20 protein-coding genes are annotated in these 23,773 nt (G+C 43.6%); 13 read left to right on the top strand and 7 right to left on the bottom strand.

Translation table 11 applies throughout. From position 1 onward, the window contains the following. Window positions 1–30 precede the first annotated feature (30 nt). Window positions 31–648: a VF530 family protein gene (locus tag H4O21_RS19850; protein WP_182810641.1), complete on the top strand. Its 618-nt coding sequence runs from the start codon at window positions 31–33 to the stop codon at window positions 646–648. A 190-nt stretch (window positions 649–838) separates the two neighbouring features. On the opposite strand, the gene H4O21_RS19845 is transcribed toward H4O21_RS19850, so the two are convergent. The 3 genes from H4O21_RS19845 to H4O21_RS19835 all read right to left on the bottom strand — a co-directional run bounded on the left by H4O21_RS19845 (window position 839) and on the right by H4O21_RS19835 (window position 4,553). After that, window positions 839–1,513 carry a pentapeptide repeat-containing protein gene (locus H4O21_RS19845; RefSeq protein ID WP_182810640.1) on the bottom strand — a complete coding sequence of 225 codons (675 nt, stop codon included), beginning with the start codon at window positions 1,511–1,513 and terminating at the stop codon, window positions 839–841. A gap of 231 nt (window positions 1,514–1,744) precedes the next feature. Then, window positions 1,745–3,577 carry a PQQ-dependent methanol/ethanol family dehydrogenase gene (locus tag H4O21_RS19840; RefSeq protein ID WP_182810639.1) on the bottom strand — a complete coding sequence of 611 codons (1,833 nt, stop codon included), beginning with the start codon at window positions 3,575–3,577 and terminating at the stop codon, window positions 1,745–1,747. Between the two features lie 355 nt (window positions 3,578–3,932). Further along, window positions 3,933–4,553: a LysE family translocator gene (locus tag H4O21_RS19835; RefSeq protein ID WP_182810638.1), complete on the bottom strand. Its 621-nt coding sequence runs from the start codon at window positions 4,551–4,553 to the stop codon at window positions 3,933–3,935. 135 nt (window positions 4,554–4,688) lie between these two features. On the opposite strand from H4O21_RS19835, the gene H4O21_RS19830 reads away from it, so the two are divergent. The 3 genes from H4O21_RS19830 (at window position 4,689) to megL (ending at window position 7,146) form a co-directional block, all read left to right on the top strand. Further along, entirely contained in the window at window positions 4,689–5,162 is a 474-nt protein-coding gene (locus tag H4O21_RS19830) for an Lrp/AsnC family transcriptional regulator (RefSeq protein ID WP_182810637.1), read from the top strand. A gap of 18 nt (window positions 5,163–5,180) precedes the next feature. Next, window positions 5,181–5,714: a GNAT family N-acetyltransferase gene (locus H4O21_RS19825; protein WP_182810636.1), complete on the top strand. Its 534-nt coding sequence runs from the start codon at window positions 5,181–5,183 to the stop codon at window positions 5,712–5,714. 232 nt (window positions 5,715–5,946) lie between these two features. Further along, on the top strand, window positions 5,947–7,146 hold the full coding sequence (megL, locus tag H4O21_RS19820; protein ID WP_182810635.1) for a methionine gamma-lyase: 1,200 nt from the start codon (window positions 5,947–5,949) through the stop codon (window positions 7,144–7,146). Between the two features lie 78 nt (window positions 7,147–7,224). On the opposite strand, the gene H4O21_RS19815 is transcribed toward megL, so the two are convergent. Further along, window positions 7,225–7,623, bottom strand: coding sequence for a thiol-disulfide oxidoreductase DCC family protein (locus H4O21_RS19815; protein ID WP_182810634.1), 399 nt, complete (start codon window positions 7,621–7,623; stop codon window positions 7,225–7,227). 203 nt (window positions 7,624–7,826) lie between these two features. On the opposite strand from H4O21_RS19815, the gene H4O21_RS19810 reads away from it, so the two are divergent. The 3 genes from H4O21_RS19810 (at window position 7,827) to H4O21_RS19800 (ending at window position 10,055) form a co-directional block, all read left to right on the top strand. Continuing rightward, entirely contained in the window at window positions 7,827–8,771 is a 945-nt protein-coding gene (locus tag H4O21_RS19810; protein ID WP_255487389.1) for a DMT family transporter, read from the top strand. Window positions 8,772–9,071: 300 nt separating this feature from the next. Continuing rightward, the gene (locus H4O21_RS19805) at window positions 9,072–9,866 is read left to right on the top strand and encodes a substrate-binding periplasmic protein (RefSeq protein ID WP_220495760.1); all 795 of its coding nucleotides are present in this window, start codon (window positions 9,072–9,074) and stop codon (window positions 9,864–9,866) included. A 15-nt stretch (window positions 9,867–9,881) separates the two neighbouring features. Next, the gene (locus H4O21_RS19800) at window positions 9,882–10,055 is read left to right on the top strand and encodes a DUF2496 domain-containing protein (protein ID WP_182810631.1); all 174 of its coding nucleotides are present in this window, start codon (window positions 9,882–9,884) and stop codon (window positions 10,053–10,055) included. A 41-nt stretch (window positions 10,056–10,096) separates the two neighbouring features. Here H4O21_RS19800 and hisC read toward each other — a convergent pair whose 3' ends face one another. Beyond that, window positions 10,097–11,164 (bottom strand): histidinol-phosphate transaminase, encoded by a 1,068-nt coding sequence (hisC, locus tag H4O21_RS19795; RefSeq protein ID WP_182810630.1) that lies wholly within the window; start codon window positions 11,162–11,164, stop codon window positions 10,097–10,099. Between the two features lie 102 nt (window positions 11,165–11,266). Further along, a complete protein-coding gene (locus H4O21_RS19790) occupies window positions 11,267–12,643 on the bottom strand; it encodes an EAL domain-containing protein (RefSeq protein ID WP_182810629.1) in 1,377 nt (458 codons plus the stop codon). Between the two features lie 249 nt (window positions 12,644–12,892). Between H4O21_RS19790 and H4O21_RS19785 the strand changes: the two genes are divergently transcribed. The 4 genes from H4O21_RS19785 (at window position 12,893) to H4O21_RS19770 (ending at window position 17,897) form a co-directional block, all read left to right on the top strand. Further along, on the top strand, window positions 12,893–13,420 hold the full coding sequence (locus H4O21_RS19785; RefSeq protein WP_220495759.1) for a DUF4402 domain-containing protein: 528 nt from the start codon (window positions 12,893–12,895) through the stop codon (window positions 13,418–13,420). A gap of 434 nt (window positions 13,421–13,854) precedes the next feature. Continuing rightward, entirely contained in the window at window positions 13,855–14,376 is a 522-nt protein-coding gene (locus tag H4O21_RS19780) for a DUF4402 domain-containing protein (RefSeq protein WP_182810627.1), read from the top strand. A gap of 76 nt (window positions 14,377–14,452) precedes the next feature. Beyond that, window positions 14,453–15,247 (top strand): fimbrial biogenesis chaperone, encoded by a 795-nt coding sequence (locus H4O21_RS19775; protein ID WP_182810626.1) that lies wholly within the window; start codon window positions 14,453–14,455, stop codon window positions 15,245–15,247. An 82-nt stretch (window positions 15,248–15,329) separates the two neighbouring features. Beyond that, a complete protein-coding gene (locus tag H4O21_RS19770; protein WP_182810625.1) occupies window positions 15,330–17,897 on the top strand; it encodes a carboxypeptidase-like regulatory domain-containing protein in 2,568 nt (855 codons plus the stop codon). Here the strand turns inward: H4O21_RS19770 and H4O21_RS19765 are convergent. Continuing rightward, window positions 17,885–19,384 carry an EAL domain-containing protein gene (locus tag H4O21_RS19765; protein ID WP_182810624.1) on the bottom strand — a complete coding sequence of 500 codons (1,500 nt, stop codon included), beginning with the start codon at window positions 19,382–19,384 and terminating at the stop codon, window positions 17,885–17,887. The genes H4O21_RS19770 and H4O21_RS19765 overlap by 13 nt on opposite strands. Window positions 19,385–19,511: 127 nt before the next feature. On the opposite strand from H4O21_RS19765, the gene hypF reads away from it, so the two are divergent. Both hypF and sstT read left to right on the top strand, forming a co-directional pair. Beyond that, a complete protein-coding gene (hypF, locus tag H4O21_RS19760; RefSeq protein WP_182810623.1) occupies window positions 19,512–22,091 on the top strand; it encodes a carbamoyltransferase HypF in 2,580 nt (859 codons plus the stop codon). Window positions 22,092–22,321: 230 nt separating this feature from the next. After that, window positions 22,322–23,563, top strand: coding sequence for a serine/threonine transporter SstT (gene sstT, locus H4O21_RS19755; RefSeq protein ID WP_182810622.1), 1,242 nt, complete (start codon window positions 22,322–22,324; stop codon window positions 23,561–23,563). The last annotated feature ends 210 nt before the right edge of the window (window positions 23,564–23,773 follow it).

The following is a 23,773-nucleotide window of genomic DNA, read 5'->3' as shown; positions in this document are numbered from 1 at the left end:
CCTGACATTCTTTTTTATCAGGATGTGGCTATGAGTAATGATATCAATTACAAGAACAACCCTTTGCACGGTGTTAGTTTAAAAAACTTGTTGATTGAGATGGTCGATCATTACGGTTTTGATATTCTCTATGCCTATCTGAATATTAATTGCTTTAAGACCAAGCCCAGTATTGAGTCCAGTGTGAAGTTTCTGAAAAAGACAGACTGGGCTCGGGAAAAGGTCGAAGCATTTTATCTGTATCAGTACAAAAATCTGCCAAAAGCCTCCGCTGATCAGTTTAAGTTACCCCCCAGAGATCGTATTGTGCCTGAAGGGCAGGTTGCTGGTGAACCGGCTGAATTAAGCCTGGAAGATGCTGAACGTTTACGGGAGAAACGGGAAAAAAAAGCGGCTGAGTATAAAAAAGGAGGCGGGCGTCGATCAGGCAGAGACTTCGGAGGTCGTCGTGATGACCAATCCTCCCGCAGTCGTAGCAACGATCGGAACAATATCTGGTCCCGTGGTTCTTCTGATAATCGAAATAACTCTTCTTCAGACTCATCCAGTCCGTGGGACAGAGCTGTAAGAGATTCTGAATCATCTCAAAAACCTGAACGCTCAGGTGCTTCTGACCCGTGGGCAAACTGGAAAAAGAAAACGCAGTGATGACAATTATCACTACAATAGTCAATGTCCTATCTCATCAGAAGTACTGTTTTTGAAGTGATATTCCTCCGGAAAACAGAAAATCCTGTGGTCTGAACAGATCACAAGTGTGCTATATCTGAACCAGAATCGTCTGATAATGGCTATGTTTTTGTTCCGATGTGCTGGTTCAGATTCAGATATTCCGTTGCTATTTTTCCCAGTCAAATGGGCAGCCTTTACATCCTTCCATATAGGTTGCCTGGAAGGTAGCGTAATGCTTTCTGACACCGGTAAAATCAGCATCCTGTAGTGTTGCTGCGTTGAGTTTAGCTTCCTGCAGGTTTGCATTTCTCAGGTTAGCTCCAGTCAGATTGACCTTAGTCATCCAGGCAATTTCCAGACTGGCGGCCTGAAGATTCGCTTTTTGCATGCGAGCGCCGCTTAATCTGGCGAATTCCAGATTAGCGCCACTCAGGTTAGCCTTGTAAAAATTAGCTCCCTGAGCAAACAGTGCCCAACCTTTAATAGCCTCAAGATTGGCTTCGGTCAGATTGGCTCCACGCAGCGTTGCATGCCGTAAATCCGCACGAGCCAGATTGGCCCCTGTCAGATCGGCTTTTTCAACCTTTGCATTTTTCAAGGTTGCATGGCGTAAATCAGTACCTTTCAGGTTAGCACCGGTCAGGTTGGCCCCACTGAAATCGGCATGACGCAGATCCAGGTTGCTTAAATCAACACCGGACAGATCCACATCTACACATTCTGTTTCCACTTCCAGGATACAGCCATTGATTGTTTTTGCCTGACGGGTGTCAGCATGAGCAACGCTGGAAAGAAGTAATGGGGAAGCAATCAGCGTACTCAGGAAAAGAGCTTTTTTCATTATTGTCTCCTGAAAAAGCCCGCATTCGAAGGAGGGAAGGAGTGAATGCGAGCTTTTATAAAAAAGGTTGCAGTTCAGTAGAAAATCAAAAACAAGGTTTATCACGCATATTTCCGATGCTTCTTCACTGACCTTAGTTTTATCGTGACCTCAGGTGATCCGCATGAAGAATCATCCGGGATATCAACCAATCATCATGGATGATTGGCCATACCACACTAAGTTTTTAAATTAGTGCTCAGGCAGTTTGAATACCCAGAAAGAACCACCCTGTGAAACAGGTTTAGTCAGATCAGCCATGTCGCCACCCCACAGCGGTACAGCACCACCGTAGCCGCTTGCGATACCGATGTACTGATTGCCATCCATTTCCCAGGTCACCGGGGAGGCTACGATGCCGGAACCTGTCTGGAACTTCCACATTTCCTTACCGGTTTTAGCATTGAACGCTTTAACATAACCATCACCGGTACCGGTGAAAATCAGATTACCTTTCGTTGCCAGAACACCAGCCCACAGAGGCAGTTTTTCTTTGTGAGACCATACGATTTCACCTTTTACCGGATCAACTGCACGAAGAACGCCTACGTGATCATCGTACATTTTCTTGATACGGAAACCCTGCCCCAGGTAGGCAGCACCTTTCTTATAGTTAACCTCTTCAGTCCAGTAATCCTCTTTCCAGTGGTTAGCGCCCAGGTAGAACAGACCGGTATCCTGGCTGTAAGCCATAGGGTTCCAGTTTTTACCGCCCAGGAATGGAGGTGATACTTCAACAGACTTACCGCGCTTCTCACCTTTTTCTGGCAGAGGAGGACGCTGGCCTTCAACTTCTACCGGACGACCCGTTTTTTCATCGATATGAGTAGCCCAGGTGATGTTGTCAACAAATGGGAAACCACGAATGAAGTCACCGTTGTTACGGTCAACAACATAGAAGAAACCGTTACGATCAGCGTGTCCGGTAGCTTTTACTGTTTTACCGTTGTCTTTATACTCGAAGAGTACCAGCTCGTTATTACCGGAGAAATCCCAGGCATCGTTTGGTGTGTGCTGGTAGAACCAATCTACTTCACCCGTGCCTGGATCAACCGCTACCTGACCAGAAGTGTATAGGCTGTCGTAGTCTGCTGGGTTACCGCCAGGTGAAGTACGCGCCCAACCGTTCCAGGGCGCAGGATTACCTGCACCAACAATGATTCTGTTATTTTCGATATCGAAGCTGGCTGACTGCCATGGTGCACCTCCGCCGTGACTCCATGCTTCAACTTTGCCAGTCGGGGAGTTCGGGTCATCCGGCCAGCTCGGTGCTTTTGGATCACCAGTTGGCGTGCTCTTCTTGCCATTCAGGCGACCATAGTGTCCTTCAACAAAGGGGCGCATCCAGACTTCTTCACCGGTTTTAGGATCACGGGCAAACAGTTTACCGACTACACCGAATTCATCACCAGAAGATCCGTGGATCAGCAGAACACGGCCTGTTTTCTGATCTTTAATAATCGTTGGAGCACCGGTCATCGTGTAACCTGCAGCGTGGTCACCGAATTTCTTTCTCCACTTCACTTTACCGGTTTTCTTGTCCAGAGCAACAATCGAAGCATCCAGGGTACCAAAGTAAATCATATCGCCAAAGATCGCAGCACCACGGTTAACTACGTCACAGCAAGGACGGATATCATCAGGCAGACGCTTAGAGTAAGACCACAGTTTCTGACCTGATTTGGCGTCGATTGCGAAGATACGGGAGTAAGATGCCGTGACATATATGACACCGTCATGCACCAGAGCCTGAGTTTCCTGGCCACGTTGCTTTTCACCACCAAAAGAAAACGACCATGCAGGAACCAGCTTATGGATGTTTTTGTCGTTAATCTCGGTCAGATCACTCCAGCGTTGAGCTTTCGGCCCCATACCATAACCCAGAACGTCTTCCGGTGTATTTGCGTCGTTTGCAATATCCTCCCAGGTTACCGGCTTAGCGAATGCTGAACCGGCAATCAGACTCAAACCAATGGCGGCACACAGCGGCTTAAGCCCTGCGATCTTCGATTTTCTTTTTGTCATTTTTATAGACCCTGTGGTTTCTGAAATTCATAGCTGCGATTGGCAAATCGCGACACTTATTCTCAGTGTTCGGCTTCATATTCGACAATGGCAGAAAGCCCGGCTTTGCCGGGGCGAATGCCCTTATAAAAGGGAAAAAATCCCAGGAGTATGAGGGAGAAATCCCGTAGTAATCTCAGAGGATTAGTGCTTAGGTATTGGGACTTTAGTAAGGGAGAAGAGGTCGTTATGTCGGTTGCACAAGAGCCCGGATAAAACAGGGGTAATCGAAAACAGAGTTAGCGATATTGAACAGGATAACTGGAAAGGTTTCGTACCAGTGAACGCACTGGCACAAATACAAAGCCGGGTAGTCTCAGCTGACAAACAACCAGATACCGACACCCATCATTAAGCTTCCGGATATCCGGTTCATAAAGCGAACATTTTCGCTATTGCCTAACAGACTTTTCAGGCCCTTACCTCCTGTTGCGTACAGTGTCATTGAGATAAACTCTGAAATCAGAATAATCGATACCAACAGAAGCAACTGAGTCGTTAAAGGTTTGCTGTTATCAATGAAAGGAGGCAACAGTGAGATCATAAATGCCCATCCCTTAGGATTCGCAATGGCTGTAACAAAACCCTGTAACACCAGTTCCCAGTTATTTCCCGTCTGAATATCCGTACTTTCATCACTTAAGGCCAGCTTTCCTCTGGATAGCCATAGCTGAACTCCCAGATAAAACAGGTATGCTGCACCAATTGACTTAAACAGAGTAAATAACCAGGGGTAGCTGAGCATAACGGAAGCAATGCCAACAACAGCCAGCACCGCAATCAGCCCTACACCCACCATTTCACCCAGCATCATCCATAATGTACGTCGGTAACCAATACTCATCCCCATGCTTAAAGCCAGTGTCATGCACATACCCGGAGTGATAGAGACAAAAAAGAAAGTCGGGATAAAAACAGATAACAGAGCAAGATTCATTGCAGTTTCCCTGAAGAATGATTTCGTGACAAAAATGTATCCTGAAACTGGTGAAATAATCTTTGCAATATAAACTTGATAAGCACGTTATACTGCATGATTATGCTCGCAAGATAACTTAAAGAGATTAAAATCATGCAGGAAATCGCACTTGATCGATATGATATAAGCATTCTGAATATCCTTCAGCAGAATTGTCAGGTTCCAAGGCTGGAGCTGGCAGAGCGTGTCGGCTTATCATCTTCTCAGTGTTTTCGCCGGTTAAAACGTCTGGAAGATGTGGGAATTATTGAGCGTTATGCCGCAGTGCTTAACCGGGAAAAGGCGGGTATGGATGTTTCAGTAGCTATGATGGTCCAGTATCGTAAAAGTGAGGTTAATGCGCGGGAAAAAACCATTCAGCTGATTGAGCAGACACCCGTTATCTATGAGTGTTTTTCAGTGACCGGAGAATATGACTTCTTGTTGAGAGTCTACTGCAAGACAATGAAAGAATTTAATACTCTGGTCAATGAGACCTTTCAGACCAGTTTTATCTCGGGATTACACTCTTACATGCTGATGTCATGTATTAAAGACGCGCCCGTTCTGACGTTGAGCGATGACTAACTAAAAGCAGATTGATATATGCCTGATTTAACCGTCTCACCGGAAATTACTCTTTCTCCACTCTCAGAAGCTGAAGTGCTGACTCTTTATCATCTTGTCAGAAAGAATCACTCTTTTCTCAGAAGGTCCCTATCCTGGGTAGACAGTATTGTGGATGAGGAAGATATGCTCAGATATATCCGTCATCGTGTCTCAGCGTATCAGTCGTCATCCTGGTATATCATCCGTTTTCGGGGGGCTGCAGCTGGCATTATTGGTGTTAAGGGTGTTGTACAGCGACAGGCTGAGCTCAGTTATTGGCTGGCTAAGGATATGTGCAAAAAAGGATTGGTTATTCTCAGTCTGAATTTCCTGGAAAATCAGTTACTGCGAGCAGGCCGGGTTGATCTTCTTTGTTTCAGATGTGAGCCGGATAATAAACCATCTATCAGAGTAGCACTTAGAACAGGCGCCAGCTACAGATATGCCAGAAAAGAAATGGATACCGATACTGGTGAGCAGAAGATTTATAATATCTACGTGAAACGTATCAGGAAAAGAGCATCGGCCTGACCCGATATTTTACATGATTCTGCTATCTCGTGTCTGATCTGAATCTGATGTTGTCAGAGTTACACACTGCATTTGAATGAGTTCATAGCGATTAACACAATATTTGGGGTTGTTATTGGTGATTGTCACTAATCGTTTACGTTTAATGTCCTGTATTTGGTGTCTAAGCCTGGGAGGGCTGCACTAAGCTTTTAATAAAGCTGAAGACAACAATAACAAGTACGGGTGATTTATGAATAACGATGCTCAAAAAGCTGCTTTCTCTACCAGAGCTATCCATTATGGCTATGACTCCAGTAGTGCAAATGGCTCACTGACTCCGCCAATTTATATGACATCAACCTTTGCATTTGACTCGGTTGAGCAGGGGGGAGAGCGTTTTGCCGGTGAAGCAGAGGGGCCCATTTACAGTCGCCTTGGTAATCCGACTCAATCTGTTCTTGAAACGCGCTTAGCAGATCTGGAAGAGGGTGAAGCAGCTCTGGCGATGGCATCAGGAATGGGAGCGATTAGCGCAACATTCTGGACACTTCTGAAAGCAGGTGATCATGTTGTTGCGGATAAAACACTGTATGGCTGTACCTTTGCCTTTCTTGAGCATGGATTAAAGAAGTTTGGTGTAGATGTCAGCTATGTCGATTGCTGTGATCTGTCTGCGGTTAAAAATGCACTGACCGATCAAACCCGCATTGTGTATTTTGAATCACCTGTTAACCCCACTTTACGGGTTATGGATATTGCTGCCATCAGTCAGCTTGTTCATAACTATAGTAATGATATTAAGGTCATCGTGGATAATACATATTGTACCCCAGCTTTGCAGCGACCATTAACTCTGGGTGCCGATCTGGTGGTGCATTCTGCGACAAAGTATCTGGGGGGGCATGGCGACCTGATTGCTGGTGCTGTTGTTGGTGACGAAGAAACAGTGACAAGGATTCGCCTGGAGGGGCTGAAAGATATGACCGGTGCGGTCATTTCTCCTATGACCGCATTTCTTATCCAGCGTGGCCTGAAAACCCTTGAGCTAAGAATGGAAAGACACAGCCAGTCTGCGCTGGCAATTGCACGCTGGCTAGCCGAGCAGCCTGAAATTGAACAGGTTTACTATCCAGGTTTAGAGTCCAGTCCTTTCTATCAGCTGGCTCAACAGCAGATGACATTACCTGGTGGAATGATTGCTTTTGAACTTAAAGGCGGCCTGGAAAAAGGCAAGCAGTTCATGAACAATCTGAAAATGATTAAAAGGGCTGTTAGCCTTGGAGATGCCGAGACTCTGTGTCAGCATCCGGCCAGCATGACCCACTCAACATATACTCCTGAAGAGCGTATGGCTCACGATATTTCAGAAGGACTGGTTCGAATTTCTGTCGGTCTGGAAGATGTTAAGGATATACAGGCTGATCTTTCCCAGGCTTTATCTGTCTGCTAATACCTGCTTAATCTACAGGACTGTCAGTTGCCACTGTCAGTCCTGTATTACTGGCAATACTGCTCTCCATACACTCTATTACTTTTCGGATGGTAAGCCGCAGCGTTCTGTACAGGACTTTTTTCTGGGACGATAACGAGCAAAAACACGATAAGCCATATCTGTCAGAGCTCGCAACCCTGGCCAGCCTGTTGGTGCCATAAGCCACCCCAGACCAATAATTCTGTAAATCATGCGTGTGGCCTCCATTGCTTTCAGCCACTCCCCATCAGCGCTTCTCAAATGAAGTTCACCCATAAAATCCTCCATGCTTTTGCCATACTCTTTGGCATTGAATGACGGTTGGCTGATATCGATAAAGTGCAGAGTATGATTTGCTTTGGTTTTTCTTCGCTTCAGCCATTGAACTTCTTTCTCACACAGAGGGCAGGCTCCGTCATAAAAAAGCCAGAAACTGCTTTGTTGCCGTTTATGCATTATGAACTCTTTTTCATGAGTAAATTAATAAGGCCATATTTTTTACGCAATAAATCAGGGTGTGGTGCTCAGAAAAAATATTTTTTCCATAGTTGTTGGTGAATTATGCCAAATAGATTGTTTTTTACTTTGAAATTTGCAGGTTTTACCTGGCTTAAATCACACAGAATAGTCCGCAAATCCCGATTGGACTCAGTGTCATTATGTCTGTTGTAACAAGTCAAAATTCGTCGTCATCTGTACTGCAGGTTGAAGATCAGCGAGTATCTTCATATCAAAAATGGATCGGCATTCTGGCTGCGTCCCTAATGGTTCTGGTATGGGCCAGTTATTTTATGTCTCTTAAAATCGGAGCATCTTCTGCACTGACAACTTATGAGATCGCTTTGTTCCGCTTTGTTATACCCGGAGTATTGCTGGCCCCTTTATTCATACGTCACTTTAACTCTATTCGAAAGGTGCCCCTGATTTATCTGGCAGGATTACTGATAGGAGGAGGGGTACCGTTTTTCTGGCTCGGCGCTATGGGAATGAAAACAGGTCTGGTAGCCGAAGGCAGTACATTAATTCCCGGAGTGGCTCCTTTGTTTGTAACCGGACTGGCTGTTCTGTTATTTCGTCAGCCACTGTCGCAGTGGCGTTTATATGGCCTTATCCTGATTGCTTCAGGTGTGGCTACATTTCTGCTGGAGTCCTTATCCGGTGGGAATGGGCTGATGGGGCAAGGCATTTTTCTGCTGGCCAGTTTTTTCTGGGCTCTGTTTGCAGTATCTGTTCGTCAGTGCGGTTTGTCTCCATTAGTTGCCGCATCAGTGGTGACTTTACCCAGTAGTTGCTTTCTGTTGATTTATGGTCTGATGTATCAGCCCGAGTTAGGCTGGTACCAGGTTGAATGGAATGAGTTATTTGCCCAGATGCTGGTTCAGGGATTGGGAGCCGGCCTGGCTTCAAGCTTTCTTTTTGCTTTTGCTATTTCAAGACTGGGTGCTGAAACGACCTCTGCTATTGGCTCTCTGACACCTGTCGTGGCTTCTGGTATAGCATTATTATGGCTTAATGAAGTATTGAACGAGCATATTCTACTGGGTATTTTCCTGATCAGTATTGGTGTTGTTCTGGCCAGTGGTGCGATAAAAACTGAGAAGTGACAGAGAGAGGCTTGTCCTGAGACTCGTGTTATCAGTCAAAGCCATCATCCGAGTCATACCACTTTCCTTCATACTACTTTCCTTTGAGTCATTTTTCATGTGTTTGGCAGCTGTAATGGCTGCCTTTTTTATGCCTGGTAAAAATGGGGGGATATTCGTAACAGATATACAGAGGCCGAGTAAGGGAATTGTTGGATGTTGGATATAGCCTGAACCTTATTTTTTATATGTGTTTTTATGTTTATATTGTGATTTTTTTTGTAAGATATATCTAACTCCAGTGTAATTCTGAGAATGCTTATGATTAGAGTGTATGTACTGCTGCTTTTGATTCTGACAAGCCTGTTATCACCTTCAGTCAGAGCAGAGAGTGAATGTAAAGCCCTTATAGCCAGTGGCAATGCAGAGTACCCACCATATCTATGGAGATCTCCCGATGACCCTGAAAAACTGGTAGGTGCAATTGCGTTCATGATCGAAGACCTGGCAAGAGAAATAGCTCTGCCTATTGACCTGAGATACAGTGGTCCATGGGGACGGGTGCAAAAAGAAGTCGCTTCAGGTCGGGTTGATATGATCGCAGGTGCTTTTTTTACACAACCAAGAACAGAGTATATGGACTATATTTATCCTGAGTTTCAGGGGACTGCCACGGCGGTCTGGTTTAACAAAGAAAAACCCTTTAAGTATACTCTATGGTCAGATCTGAAAATTTTGCGTGGCGTCACTGTGATTAATAACAGTTTTGGCCAGGAGTTTGATGAATACTCAGCCACGGAATTAAATATCAATCAGGTGGTCAGTCTGGAGCAAGGCTTGCGCATGTTGAGTGCAGCTCGGGTTGATTATCTTATTTATGAGGAAAATCCGGGTAAAGCTTATGCAAATCAATTGAATATTGAAAATGTTGCTGTTCATAATGAGCCTGTTACCAGGCAAAATTTATATCTGACCGTATCCAGAGTTTCGGCATGTAATTCGGATCAGTTAAAAGAACAATTGGCAGAAGCTCTGACGTTATTTGACACTCAGAGCAGAATGAATACTTATCTGGAAAAAGCCCATCAACTATGGGCATCACAACAGACGCAATAAAATAAAGAAGGATTTATGTCCCTGGAAACAGCTCCAGAGCACATTAAGCTGGCTGTAGATCTTATTGAATTGCTGGAATGCAATAATATAGATCCGGCTGTTGCCGAAAAAGCGCTGCGGATTGCCTTAAATGACTATCAGCAAAAACTGTCCGGTCAGAATGAATGCAAAGAAAAAGGGCTGGATTAATCCAGCCCTTTACTGTTCATTATTTGTTGGAGAAGTGTTTATCAGCAACTTAGCTGTGGGAAACTTTTAAGCCCTTGAATTAATGCTTCCATTTCACTTCGGGTTCCGATTGTGATCCTCAGGAAATTCTCAATGCCGGGTTTGGAAAAGTGACGAACAAGAATATTCTGATTTCTCAGATGCTGCATCAGGTCAGTACCGGTAGCGGACTTATGTTCAGCAAAAACAAAATTGGTTGATGAGGGTAATACTCTGAAACCAAGTGATGTTAGTTGTGTACTTGTCCAGTCGCGATCATCAATAATTTTTCTGACAGTTTCTTCAAAATATTCCTGATCACGAATCGCTTCGCTGGCCGAGGCTATAGCCAGCATATCCAGAGGATATGAGTTAAACGAATTTTTCACCCGTTCCAGACCCGCTATCAGTTCTGGTTGACCAAGAGCAAAACCGACACGCATGCCTGCCAGACTGCGGGATTTTGACAACGTCTGTATTACCAGAAGGTTCGGGTGGCTTTTTATCAGGCTTACAGCACTGTCTGCACCAAAATCGACATAGGCTTCATCGACAACAACAACAGTTTCTGTGTTGCGTTTCAGCAAAGCTTCAATTTCATTCAGAGATATGGCAACTCCCGTTGGGGCGTTGGGGTTGGCAAAAATAATCCCACCATTTTTTGATGGATATTCTTCCAGATTTACACGGAAGTCTTCTCCCAGAGGAATGTGTCTGGCTTCTATATCATACAAATTGCAGTAGACATCGTAGAAACTGTATGTCATAGAAGGCATGACAAGAGGTTCCGGGTGGCGGAAGAAGGCCATAAAGGTATGAGCAAGTACTTCATCAGAACCATTACCAACAAAGACATGATCTGAAGGCAGGTTAAAATGCTCAGATAATGTCTGTTTCAGTTCAGTACTGTCCGGATCAGAGTACAGACGTAGCTTCTCAGCTGGATAGTCTTTCAGTGTCTGGATGACCCTGGGAGACGGTGGGTAAGGGTTTTCATTAGTGTTAAGCTTGATAATCTGATCTTTTTTAGGCTGCTCGCCCGGAACATAGGGTTGAAGGTCTTTTATCGCTTCACTCCAGAACTTGCTCATATGATGAAACTCTTCCTGTTAACTATTTTGCAGAGCGAAACAGATTATCACTAATGGGTTATATCATCACGTAGTTTTATGACTACCAGTGCAGAGTTATCATTACGCATTAACTAAAGCTAAAGTCAGTGCTGAATCAGTATTTTTTGCCCGATTGAAATGATCACTTGCAGGAGGGTGCAGAGCAGCTTCTGCCAGCCAGTTACCTTGAGAAAGGTCGAAGCCCAGGTGGTTCTGATGCTTTTCCGTTTCAGCAGAATCAACGTGTTGCGCAATAACTTTAAGGTTTGTCTGAGCAGCATACTGGACCAGTTCATTCAGTATCAGTCGGGCTGCCAGATCTTCTTTACTATCGTGTAACAAGTGAGGATGAGGTCGAAGATAGCTGAACAGATTAAGAATCTCTTTCCCAGGTAACTGATTTATACCGCAATTGTCCAGTATAAGTTTGCATCCTGACTCCTGAAGGCTGGCCAGGGTGTTGATGAGGTATCTTGCTGGTTCTGCAAGAGAGGTACAATCTATCTGGATGATAAGCTTACTGCACAAATCAGGCTGACAGGCTATCTGGTCCAGTTGTTTTTTTAACTCAGAGTCAGCCAGAGCTGAAGCAGCAATTGATATTGCTACGGGAATATCCGTATGTGGAAGTCGTTCTGCCAGTATTTTCATAGCTGAATTTATATGACTAACAGATGTTACTGAAGCAGGCTTTTGTCTGTTTGGTCTGATAAAGGCTTCACAGTGCTGTAGCAGTCCCTTCCGATTACAAAACACAGGCTGAAACAGAATTAATACCTGATTGTCTTGCTTATTCTGTCCGGTAAAGGACTGTACTTTAATTGTTGATACCGGATTGAATCCAGGAGGGTAAGGCAGAGTAATATTATTTAGTTCTTCAATACTGGCTTTCGTTCTCAGGCCAAGCATAGTCAGTATTTTCTTTGCATCACTGGCTTTCATTCCTTGCCATTGTACCCAGAAGGCGGCCAGATATTTCATCAGTTTCCTGATGTGAAAATGCTCGATAAACGCAGGCCATGCCAACAAGGTTTCATCTGGCTTTACATTGCTTATTGAGGTCAGCTCCTGGTATTGAATAATCCATTCTTCAAATCGTGTCAGCATCTCATAACGGTTAATACGAAAACGTTTGAACATCGGTGAAGTGTTCAATTGATCGTAACATTGTAACAAACAGGCGTAGTATGAGAACCAATCCTGTAGCAGAATTTCCGGACTCAGCTGACTATGGTTTGTGCAGGAAGAAATTTTCTGAAGAAAAGTACTTAACTCACTATCGTGACAACTTAATTGTTCCAGATTTTCAAGGCATGAGGTATATCTATCCCATTCCAGTTGATGAGGGTTGTTCCTCTTTTCTATCTGCCATTCTGTGTTTTTTCTGATATCGAGAACAGTATCAATGAATTGTTTCTGCATAAACTGATATAGTGTGTCAGAATTTGCTATATCCATAATATATCTTCATCCCTGGGCTTTGTTACATGTCCATGACGTCTTCATCTGAACAGAAATTTCTCGTTAATACACTTGCCAGCTTATGTATGTCTGTTGGCTGTAGAATGAAAAAGTGCTTATGTTCAGGTTCGTAGTAGTCTGAAATGTTAGAGTTCAGGCACTATTTGTAACTCATCATGTCTTCAAATTGTGACAATTTCAAGCTTAACTTGATTAGAGTCAATTTTTATGAGTAATTATTGTTTCATGAGGCACAGAAATCTCGCTTTTGGTGGTTTCAAGGGTATTGCTTATTTGCTGATGGTGCTGAATATCTGCTTTATGACACAGCATGCTTATGCGGTCAGTGCTGAATTTGATATCAGAGTTGAAGTTATCGAAACCCCGGTTATCGAGGTTAAGCAGGGGATCGATTTCGGAAATATCTCGCTGGGAGAAAGCAGAAAAATTACTGTTTCTCCTCTCAGTGGAGGAGGTGCTCAGTTAGTCTCTGGCCGTATGAGCATTACCATCCCCGGAAATGGTGTGGCTGGCGTAGCTTTGATTTTTCCAACAGAAATTTTGCTGACAAACTCAGAAACTAATGGTGTCCTGACAGTGAAAAACTTCAACTTCTCTTATGAAGGAACATTGTTTTCATCGGGCCAGCATGCGGATGTAGAAAAAGGCAGTAAACAGGAAATGAGAATCGGTGCAACGTTGTTCTACCCGGGAAATATCAGTGCTGGTCGTTATCATGGCGTGCTACAGGTAAATATGAGCTATATGTTCTGAGGATATTCGAGTTTGAGGTATCTTATTGATGACGAGAGCTGATGATGCAATTGCAGGCTGTATTTCCGAATAAATCTTTTGCGCTCTCAGGATAGAATCTGTCTGACAAAATGGCTTCTATTTGCAGATGCAAGCTCATTAAACTTAAGTTGTTTACTGGATGTGTTTTTATTATTTTTCACTGTTTTTCTGATCTGTCTTGCTTTACACAGTATCAGTGGGTTGTGGGTTTGTTTGTTTTTATCAGATTATTGTAAGGTAGTGTTACAGATTTGATCTGTATAGAAGTTGTTGAAAACCTTTTGATTGCTGGAATAGCAATGGTTTTAGCAACAGAAGAAGCGATATAACAAATAGCTTTTATCACGGCAGGACCCGAATTGTTGCCGGTTAAAAGCAAATGACCCGATTTTTTTTGGAACAGGAGTTCTGAAGTGAAAAAGATTTTTCAACGTACTGGTTTAGCTTTGGTTGTTGCATCTGCTGTTACTGTTGCTCACGCGGCAAATAATGCAGTATTTGATATTAATGCAGAAATTCCTGCAGATCTTGACGTGGCAACCACGCAAAATATGGATTTTGGTCTGCTGAATCCGGGTGCTGGAGGTGGTTCAGTAACCATTGATACTGCTGGAGCAATCAACTATGGCGGTGATGTGACATCTGCAGGTGGTACGGTTCAACCTGCGGTTGTAACGCTGGATTCATCCACAGCAAACCTGAAGGTTTCTTTGGATACACCAGATGTTACATTAGTAAACTCTGCTGACAGTAATGTCACTATGACTGTTAGCGGCTTTACCTATCAGGGAGGAGCTGGTGCCGGTTCTAATGAATTTACACTGGATGGCACTAACACGACTACTCTGAATGTTGGAGCGACGCTTCTTGTTGGTGGAAACCAGTTGTCAGGTACTTATACCGGTCAGGCGACTGTTACAGCTACCATCCTGTAACTGTACTAGAAGTATAATATAATACAATGCAGCCCATCTCTTTATAAAAAGAGATGGGTCTTATGGCACTATAAATATGACTCATCTCAGACTACTTCTTCTGTTTTTAGCGTTTTTACCTGGAATCTCATATGCTCAACTGGCGGTATTTCCTGAAAAGGTTGTTTTTGAACCTGGTCAGAGATCCGTAAGACTTAATCTTCAGAATCGAGGTAATGAAACCTACACCTACCGAATTGGCTGGCAAGATATTGTGATGGATTCTCTGGGCCTGATTAAACAGGTTGATGATGAAAAAAATCCAAGAAAGACTCCTGCTGCCTCAAAAATGATTCGTTATGCCCCCAGACAGGTTATCCTTGAGCCAGGTGAGACTCAGGCTGTACGAGTTATGCTGCGAAGGCCAGCAGATTTGAAAGATGGTGAATACCGCTCTCATATGCTTTTTCAGAGGCTTCAGACAGTTAAAGGTATTAATACTCCAGCGACAGCAACAACACCAGGTATCTCAATGGATTTGTTGATTGGTACCAGTATTCCTGTTTTTGTCCGTCAGGGAGATGGCGAGGCCGATCTTGAATTCAATAATCTGGAGCTGAAGAAAAAAGAAGGAAAATATTTTCTGAATATGCAGGTTGAACGTAAAGGGTTGTATAGCTCGCGGGCAGTTGTCAATCTGTATGAAGATGGTAATAACGTACCTGTTATGATGAGTGTTCAGGTTATGTATACTGATAATGATCGTTATACGTACAGTATTCCGGTGCAAAATAGTGCTGCCATTGACAGAAATAAAAAATATATATTAGAAATTGAGTACAATCTGAGAAATGGTGAGAAGCAGTTGGTGCGGAAAAATATATCAATCTGATTTCATATTCGCTTTTTGCAGAGATTTATTATCAGAGAGTCATATATCTTGTAGCAGAAAGCCATTGTGGCTTTCTGCTTTTTTGTGCTTATTTGCTTTCAATAGTGCTCTGGCTGAAGAAGAGCCTGTTATTTTTGATGTCTATGCTGGCCGTTACCTTCTTGCACAATCTTTATTCGGGTATCAGAGAGATGAAATCTTATTTATCCCCGTATCCGCCCTTGCTGACGCATTAGGAATTCCCTACCACCTGGAGCTGGCACCTCTTACCCTTGATTTAGAAAAGACTGCAGCAAACAATATGATGCAGTTGTCTGAAGCAGATAATAAACTGAAGCTTTCTGGTGTAGGTATTAAGGAAACAATATTTCCGGAAAATGCCTGGCTGAAAGATTATGTGGAGTTTGATGCTGAGCTTTTTATTCAGGCTGAATATCTGGAAAAAATATGGCCACTATCCCTGGAATTTAAATACAGAGATATGCTGTTGAGTATTGAACCCAGAGGATTTATTCCCAAAATAGAAGCCATTAAACGTGATGAATACCGGAAGCAGAAGTTAAAAAAGCGGGCTGACAGAAAATCCGGACGCTTTCATGCCGGCATTCCTTATTCTCTTTTATCTGCCCCAATTCTGGATTGGAACTGGAGATATTCCTCTGCCAGTAATAGCCACAGCTTTCTGGTGCAAGGGCGCGGAGATCTGCTTGGTATGGGGAATCGCTGGAATTTATTATCCGGTAATAAATCAGATCCCAGACTGACGTACTGGAAATCAGCTTATCAGGTGTCAGATGATGATGCTCAACCCCCACTGGCCGGGTATATTAAGTCATTATCTTTCGGAGATATTACGACTCAGTCAATTTCAGATGTTTTCCCTTACTCTGGGGGAACAGGAGTGAACCTGAGTACTTTTCGAAGGTCTGGTAATATTTTCGATAAGCGCGCTATTGTTGGTCAGGCGCCTGATAAGTGGGAAGCAGAGCTTTATATCAATCAGCAGTTAATTGACTTTCAGACGATTTCTTCTGAAGGCATTTACCAGTTTGATGTTGAGCTGGTATCGGGTATGAATCAGATAACAGTGCGTCTTTATGGCCCTTATGGAGAGGAGAGGGTTGATAATCATAGTGTTGTTATTACCCCGAATTATCTGAAGAAAGGAGAATGGGGTATTGCCTATTCTTATATCAAAACCACGTCATCAATCAGTAGCATGCTTTATGATCAGCAGATTGATAGTACTGATGCTCATCTGGTGACTCTGGGGCTTGGTTTAGGGCTGGATGCTGATTTCAGATTTAACCTTATCTCGCGACAGGATGAAAGTGGTGAGCTACGCACTATTCTGGGTGGTGATATTAATGGGTACTTATCTGATATTGCCTGGCGTTTCAGAGGTTATTTTACAGACACGGCTGCTACTTACTCGTTTTCATTTGATAAAAAAGGTGATGGTTTATCATATTCGTCAGGTGTTTCAGACCGGAGTCAATGGCCGGTAGTATTAAGAGATGATAAAGATGTTATCCGAGAAGCCTATGCAGGGCTGAATTACAGCCTGAACGATATTACGATACCAGTAACTATTAATAACAGAGTGTTTTTTAAGGAAGCTATTTCAGAGGATATATGGAGTCTGGATCAGGTGGTGCGTTTCAGGCTGGGCCATTGGAATCTGGCTGTTAATAATAGTTGTGACTTTTTTGAATATACTGAGAGCCTGTGTACGCCTTCTGCTATTCTCAGGTACAGATTAGGTGGCTTTAAAGCAAGGTTGCTTCATCAGAAAGAAGACAAGTCAGATGATTATCAGCAATCTCTGGATCTGTTTATCCCTCATGAAATCTGGCCTGAGTGGATTTGTAAGCGTTATGTGGAGGAATATAAAAAATACTGTGAAGGCTTTGGTTTGGGGGTTAACTATCAATCAAGTGATGAGAGTCTATTGGATTTGAGGCTAATATGGTCAGGTAAATCGAATCACTTTTCTGTAGGTAGTGAATTAAACTGGAACAGAAAGGATGGTGCTGGCTTTAACCTCTCTGTGAAGGGTAGTTTATTGCCAGCTAAACGAGGTGGGTATACTGCAAATAATGAAAAATTGAGTTATCCGGCATTTGGCCGTATTTACCATGATGAAAATAATAATGGTACCCTGGATACTGATGAAAAGCTGATTAGTAAGAAGAGATTCTATCAAAGAGGATCAATTTCTGACTTTACCAATGCAGAGGGTGTGTGGATGGATCTGAAGTCTTTGTCACAGGTATCACTGGTCATGACTGACTTTGAAGATCCCTACCGTATTTCCCCTGTTAATTCCATTGATATCCCAGTACGGCCTGAAAGAGTGGCTTATATCGACTGGCCTGTTATTGATACCGGGTCTGTAGAGGGCATGTTATCTGATAGTCAGGGACGCCCTTTAAGTGCAGTCCATCTGGTACTTTTAGATAAAGAGTCAGCAGATCAGGTGGCTGAGATGTACACTGCCTACGATGGTTTTTTTGTTATGGATTTTATTCCACCCGGACAATACATCCTTTATATGAGAACAGAAAAAGAGCAAATAGAGCTGGCCCGGCCAGAGGTTAGTCATGAAAACCTCTGGGTGGTTGTTAACCCTGTCTATCAATCGGGTTGATGTGGTATTTCCTGAGGGGGGAAAAGATAGAAGCCCTGGGAGGCATCAACACCTAGTTTTTTGACCCAGTAATACACACTCTCGTTGTGCACGAATTCTGCCACTGTTTCAATTTTTAGCTCACTGGCGATACTGATAATACCTTTGACGATGGTTCTGAGTTCCGGATTGCGGTCCAGATCTCGTATCAGGCTACCATCCAGCTTCAAATAATCCGGTTTAAGTCTGTATATATAGGAAAAGTTGGCGAACCCGCTGCCAAAATCATCTATTGCCAGCTTGCACCCTGTAGCCCTTAGTTTTTCTATCGATTGTATACTTCTGGACAAATTGATTAATGAACTGGTTTCTACCAGCTCTATTGTCACTCTTTTTCCAAGCTGCTGTTCATTTAATAACTTAATGATGGCGCTTAATATCTGATCATCAAACAGGTCTTCCGGCGCAAGGTTGATGCTAAAGCGTCCGGGATATTTCTGCATAGTTTTCCGGGCTTTTTCCAGTATTCGCAGTGTCAATTTTCCTTGTAACCGGAACTGTGATGCTTGAGGGATAAACTGATCTGCGCCAATCCAGCCATATTTATGGCGTATTCTTGCCAGGCACTCATGGCTCAGAAGGCGGTGAGTCTTATTGCATATAATAGGCTGGTAGAATGCTTCCAGGGTATCTTGTTTTAATGCATCTGACAGTAACCCAACGCCTCTCAGATACTGACCGTATTCCAGTTTCAGATGAGGTTCACCAGAAAAGATGAAGGTGCTTTTTTTCAGCCGCTTTGCCTGATTCAGAGCCATATTGGTATTGCTCAGTAATCCGGAGATATCTTTTTCGGTCAGGGAGTCGGAATCATGACGAACAATCCCGAAAGACATGCTGATATTAATCTGATAATTATTCCAATTGAGCTCAATTCTGGAGAGTTGTTCCAGTGCTGTTTCCAGCTTTATATCAGTAAAATAGTGTGCAGGCATAAGAATCAGAAACTGATCGCCTGATAGCCTGAATACTTCGCTGTTTTCCATATATTGTTGTAAGTGTTCTGCAACCCGTGTCAGGGCATACTGCTCAGCCTCCGTCCCATAAAAATGACTGACTGCTCTGAATTGATCTATGTCACTGATAATAAGATAAAAATCATCTGATGATAATTGGATATATTCCCTGATATATTTATGGAAATAATTCTGATTGCGTAGCCCGGTTATAGGGTCAATCTGTTGTGGCAGCAGGACTTGTTGTATGGGATAACCCGGCAGCTCTTCTTCTTTTGTCAGCAGCCATTCATGATTCTGATTGCAGTAATTATCATGTAAGGCTACAGCAAGAGTGTAGTCACATAGTTCTTTATAGAGCTCTCTGATTTTTTGTGATAACTCCATACTGAACTCAGACCCGGTATGTAACCATAACATTCTGGATACATCAGGCTGAATCGCTTCTTTGGCAGTGGCCGGAGTATCAAAAGTCAAGGAGCATATATCCATATGTTTGCCTGTTATTTTTTGCATTGTTACATTGTTATTGTGAATATTAACAAAAATATTCTCTAATGTTACGTATTATGTCAGAAAATATCTAAATTGATGACATTAAAGTCTGAAGCCACGTTTTATGTGGTTTTCAAGGATGGCTGGTAAGTATCTCTGGCGCAGTCTGTCTTTTATATGTGAGGTTATTGTGTCCCGTGATGTAAGTGTCGAATTAATGGATTCTCATGTAATGTTCTCTGTTTCCGGACAAGTACAGGGTGTTGGTTTTCGCCCTTTTGTATGGCGTCTGGCAACCGAAATGCAATTAACAGGTTTTGTCAGGAATAATGGTTCTGGCGTAGAAATAGGCTTATGCACTACCAGGGAGATTGCCGGAGTATTTGAACAAAGGCTGTTGGCTGAAAAACCAGATCAATCCCGCATCGATAGCATAGATATTCATTTATTAACTGAACCGGCAGAGTGGGATAATTATCTGTCTGACAATGACAGCTTTTATATTCTCAGCAGTGATCAGGGGAGTGTAAAAACGGGCTGTACACCGGATATGGCGACTTGCCCCGATTGTCTGATAGAGATACAGAATGCCGGAGAACGCCGTTTTCAGTATCCTTTCACCAACTGTACATGGTGTGGCCCCAGACTTTCTATTATCACAGGTATACCCTATGACAGATCAACAACCAGTATGAAAGACTTTAATCTGTGTCCGGAGTGCCAGTCAGAATACGATAACCCGGCAGACCGGCGTTTTCATGCTCAGCCTGTTGCTTGTCCGGAGTGTGGGCCAGAGCTGCTTCTGGTTAATACTGTGGGGGAATCTGTTAATGATCAGAAGTCTGCTGAGAGTAATATCCGGAATCAGCAGGAAATAGCGCAGTCCGTTACTCTGCTTAAAGCAGGAAATATTCTGGCAATTAAAGGTCTTGGGGGCTTCCATCTGGTGTGTGATGCCAGAAATCAGAATGTGGTAAATCTTTTGAGAGTTCGTAAACACCGGCCACACAAGCCCTTTGCGATTATGGTCGCCGATCAGAAACAGGCAGAGCAGCTTTGTTTACTAACCGATGATGCCTGGAAGTTACTGAGCAGTTCCCAGTCTCCAATTGTATTATTCTATAAAAGAGATAGTGCAGATTTAGCCGAAGGCGTTGTCCCTGAACAGAATCGATTAGGCATCATGCTGCCAGCAACACCTCTGCATCACTTATTGATGGCTGAGTTTGATGGTCCTTTGATTATGACATCAGGCAATGCATCCGGTGAACCTCAGGCCATTGATAATGATGAGGCTTTGCGAACGCTGTCTGATATAGCGGATTATTTTTTGATCAATAACCGACGGATCGAAAACCGGGTAGATGACTCCGTTGTTCAGTGGGGGAATCCGATTACTGAAACAGGGCATATCTCTTTAATGGATTGCTCGGAGGGACGTTTATCCTGTAGAACAGAACCGTATCAGGTACTGCGAAGGGCAAGAGGGTACGCACCCTCAACGATTATTCTGCCCGAAGGGTTTGAAAGCGCGCCGTCTGTTCTGGCGATGGGAGGAGAATTAAAAAACACGTTCTGTCTGCTGGAGGGCAATAGAGCCACGTTATCTTCGCATATGGGAGATATGGAATCCGCTCGTAGCTGGGATCAGTATCAGCAAGGAGTTGAACGCTTTCTGATGCTTTATCAGTTTCAGCCAGAATATATCGCAGTCGATGAGCATCCTGAATATCTGCCATCTAAACACGGAGAGGCTCTGTCTGATAAATGGCAGGTACCGGTTAAAAAAGTACTGCATCACCATGCCCATATGGTGGCCTGTCTGCTGGATAATCATTATCCCTTGAATGCATCACCTGTTTTGTGCCTGGCTCTGGATGGTTTAGGTATGGGAGAAGATAAAGCATTATGGGGAGGAGAGCTTCTGCTTGGTGATTACAGGGATTGTTCTCATCTGGCCGGGCTGAAACCGTTGCCCTTGCCTGGTGGAGCAAAAGCTATGAGAGAGCCGTGGCGAAATTTGTTATCTCTGGCATGGCAAATAGAAACAGATCAGAGAGAATCTATTCTGAATCATCCTGCTCTGCAGAATAAGCCTGTTACTCTGGTTGGTCAGATGATTGATAATCAGCTGAATTCGCCTTTGGCCAGTTCTACGGGGCGATTGTTTGATGCGTTTGCAGCTGCTTTGGGGCTATTTCCCGATATTATCACTTATGAGGGGCAGGCAGCCATAGCGTTGCAAATGAAAGCGGAAAGCGTTGTTCACAAGCTGGATCAGGTTCAGCCGCTGGCTTTCAGTCTGGAACTGAATCCGGATGGTAAATGGCAGCTGGATTCATCCGGTGCCCTGGCAGAGCTGATTGAGCGCATGATCCTTCTATCAGGTGGATCTGATGCCAGAGATATTTGCTTCTCAGACGAGATTATTACTGAACAGGCTTTGGCTTTTCACAAAGGGCTGGCTGAAGGCTTAATTAATCTCGTCGCAAAATCTATGACTCAACTGGAAGTTGAGACTTTACCTGATTGTCTGGCTATTACAGGAGGTGTCAGTCAGAACTCGTTATTGCTGAGGCTTCTGGGTCAGCAATGCAGCAAAAGATTACCTGATATGCAGTTAATCTCTCATCAGCATATACCGGCTAATGATGGCGGCATTTCGATAGGGCAGGCTACAGTCGTAGCGGCCAGATATATTTAATTCCTGATTGCAACGTACTTTTTCTGACTCCAGGTTAACTGACTGTAGCGACTGGAGGAATGCTTAATATCTTGTCTATTTGATGGTCTTATTCACTGTATTTCTGTGTTTTTTATGGTGAATTACTCTTTTTTTAGGGTATGATGCGACTGAAATATACTCCTTTAGTCGTAAGTTAGCTCGGTCATCGTTAATTAGCTATGATGCTGAGAACTGTCTCAGGAAAAGATATGAATCCGTTTTCTGTTTTTTTGAATCGCATTGCTTCCGGTAGTCTGGTTGCACAGATTATGTTTGGTCTTATAGCTGGTATTGTACTGGCTCTGGTTATGCCTGAGTGGGCGGTGAATTTTTCTATTTTGGGAGATTTATTCGTAAAAGCCCTGAAAGCTGTGGCGCCAGTGCTGGTTCTTGTGCTGGTTATGTCAGCCATTGCTAACCAGTCTTTGGATAGCTCTCATCGCATCCGGCCTATTCTTACCTTATACCTGACCGGGACATTCTGTGCCGCGCTGATTGCTGTGCTGCTGAGCTTTTTATTCCCGACAGAACTGACTCTGATCAGCAGTGATGTTAGTACTACACCACCGGGAGGAATTGGTGAGGTATTACGTACTTTATTGTTCAGGGTCGTTGATAATCCGGTTAATGCACTGATTAATGGCAACTTTATTGGTTTGTTAGCCTGGGCCCTGGGATTGGGATTTGCACTGCGTGGAGCCAGTGATAACAGCAAAAAACTGGTTTCTGATCTGGCTGATGGCGTATCGTTCCTGGTTCGAATTGTGATTCGTCTTGCACCTTTGGGTATTTTTGGTCTGGTTGCTAATACTGTCGCGACAACAGGTGTGGATGCTTTACTGGGTTATAGTCATTTATTGATGGTCTTATTGACTGCTATGATTGTTGTTGCCTTAGTGGTTAACCCTTTATTGGTCTTTATTAAGACACGTCAGAATCCATACCCGCTGGTGTTCACCTGTCTGCGTGAAAGTGGCGTAACCGCTTTTTTTACCCGCAGTTCCGCAGCCAATATCCCGGTTAATATGGAACTGTGTCGCAAACTGGGTTTGCATGAGGATACTTATTCGGTCTCGGTTCCTCTGGGTGCGACGATTAATATGGCCGGTGCAGCAATTACAATTACAGTCTTAACGCTGTCGGCGGTGCATACCCTGGGCATTCAGGTTGATGTTGCTACCGCCTTGTTGCTGAGTCTGGTGGCAACTGTTTCAGCTTGTGGCGCATCCGGGGTTGCAGGCGGTTCTTTATTATTGATTCCGATGGCCTGTAGTTTGTTTGGCGTACCAAATGAGGTTGCGATGCAGGTCGTTGCTGTTGGCTTCATTATTGGTGTTGTGCAGGATTCTGCTGAAACTGCTCTGAATAGCTCAACAGACGTTTTGTTTACGGCAGCAATTGATGGCTGCTCTCATGATATTCAGCAACTGATGGAAGATGAAATTGCCTGAAGTTGCCGAATATTGCTAACAGGTCGATTGGCATACAAATCATGAATCAATTTCTGATTTCTTAGCTTTCTGCTTTAATCCCTTAAGCTTAAGCTGCCAATACCATAGACTGCTAATAAGTAGTCAGCCCTGAAAAAGTCAGGTTTCTATCTAACCGAGCATCGGTTGGCTTTATTGCTCCAGGAAATAAAGCCAACTGATTTTCTGCTC

This window comes from Oceanospirillum sediminis (assembly GCF_014164585.1).
Classification (GTDB): Bacteria; Pseudomonadota; Gammaproteobacteria; order Pseudomonadales; family Halomonadaceae; genus Oceanospirillum; species Oceanospirillum sediminis.
The sequence above is the reverse complement of the archived record's forward strand: the minus strand, read 5'-3'. Positions and strand labels throughout refer to the sequence as shown.

What these genes read in the sequence shown, in the direction of transcription:
- H4O21_RS19790 (WP_182810629.1), bottom strand. Translation starts at nt 12,643, where the DNA reads ATGGATATAGCAAATTCTGACACACTATATCAGTTTATGCAGAAACAA.
- H4O21_RS19815 (WP_182810634.1), bottom strand. Translation starts at nt 7,623, where the DNA reads ATGCATAAACGGCAACAAAGCAGTTTCTGGCTTTTTTATGACGGAGCC.
- H4O21_RS19840 (WP_182810639.1), bottom strand. Translation starts at nt 3,577, where the DNA reads ATGACAAAAAGAAAATCGAAGATCGCAGGGCTTAAGCCGCTGTGTGCC.
- H4O21_RS19825 (WP_182810636.1), top strand. Translation starts at nt 5,181, where the DNA reads ATGCCTGATTTAACCGTCTCACCGGAAATTACTCTTTCTCCACTCTCA.
- sstT (WP_182810622.1), top strand. Translation starts at nt 22,322, where the DNA reads ATGAATCCGTTTTCTGTTTTTTTGAATCGCATTGCTTCCGGTAGTCTG.
- hisC (WP_182810630.1), bottom strand. Translation starts at nt 11,164, where the DNA reads ATGAGCAAGTTCTGGAGTGAAGCGATAAAAGACCTTCAACCCTATGTT.
- H4O21_RS19830 (WP_182810637.1), top strand. Translation starts at nt 4,689, where the DNA reads ATGCAGGAAATCGCACTTGATCGATATGATATAAGCATTCTGAATATC.
- H4O21_RS19785 (WP_220495759.1), top strand. Translation starts at nt 12,893, where the DNA reads ATGAGGCACAGAAATCTCGCTTTTGGTGGTTTCAAGGGTATTGCTTAT.
- H4O21_RS19805 (WP_220495760.1), top strand. Translation starts at nt 9,072, where the DNA reads ATGATTAGAGTGTATGTACTGCTGCTTTTGATTCTGACAAGCCTGTTA.
- H4O21_RS19850 (WP_182810641.1), top strand. Translation starts at nt 31, where the DNA reads ATGAGTAATGATATCAATTACAAGAACAACCCTTTGCACGGTGTTAGT.
- megL (WP_182810635.1), top strand. Translation starts at nt 5,947, where the DNA reads ATGAATAACGATGCTCAAAAAGCTGCTTTCTCTACCAGAGCTATCCAT.
- hypF (WP_182810623.1), top strand. Translation starts at nt 19,512, where the DNA reads ATGTGGTTTTCAAGGATGGCTGGTAAGTATCTCTGGCGCAGTCTGTCT.
- H4O21_RS19845 (WP_182810640.1), bottom strand. Translation starts at nt 1,513, where the DNA reads ATGAAAAAAGCTCTTTTCCTGAGTACGCTGATTGCTTCCCCATTACTT.
- H4O21_RS19775 (WP_182810626.1), top strand. Translation starts at nt 14,453, where the DNA reads ATGACTCATCTCAGACTACTTCTTCTGTTTTTAGCGTTTTTACCTGGA.
- H4O21_RS19835 (WP_182810638.1), bottom strand. Translation starts at nt 4,553, where the DNA reads ATGAATCTTGCTCTGTTATCTGTTTTTATCCCGACTTTCTTTTTTGTC.
- H4O21_RS19765 (WP_182810624.1), bottom strand. Translation starts at nt 19,384, where the DNA reads ATGGATATATGCTCCTTGACTTTTGATACTCCGGCCACTGCCAAAGAA.
- H4O21_RS19810 (WP_255487389.1), top strand. Translation starts at nt 7,827, where the DNA reads ATGTCTGTTGTAACAAGTCAAAATTCGTCGTCATCTGTACTGCAGGTT.
- H4O21_RS19800 (WP_182810631.1), top strand. Translation starts at nt 9,882, where the DNA reads ATGTCCCTGGAAACAGCTCCAGAGCACATTAAGCTGGCTGTAGATCTT.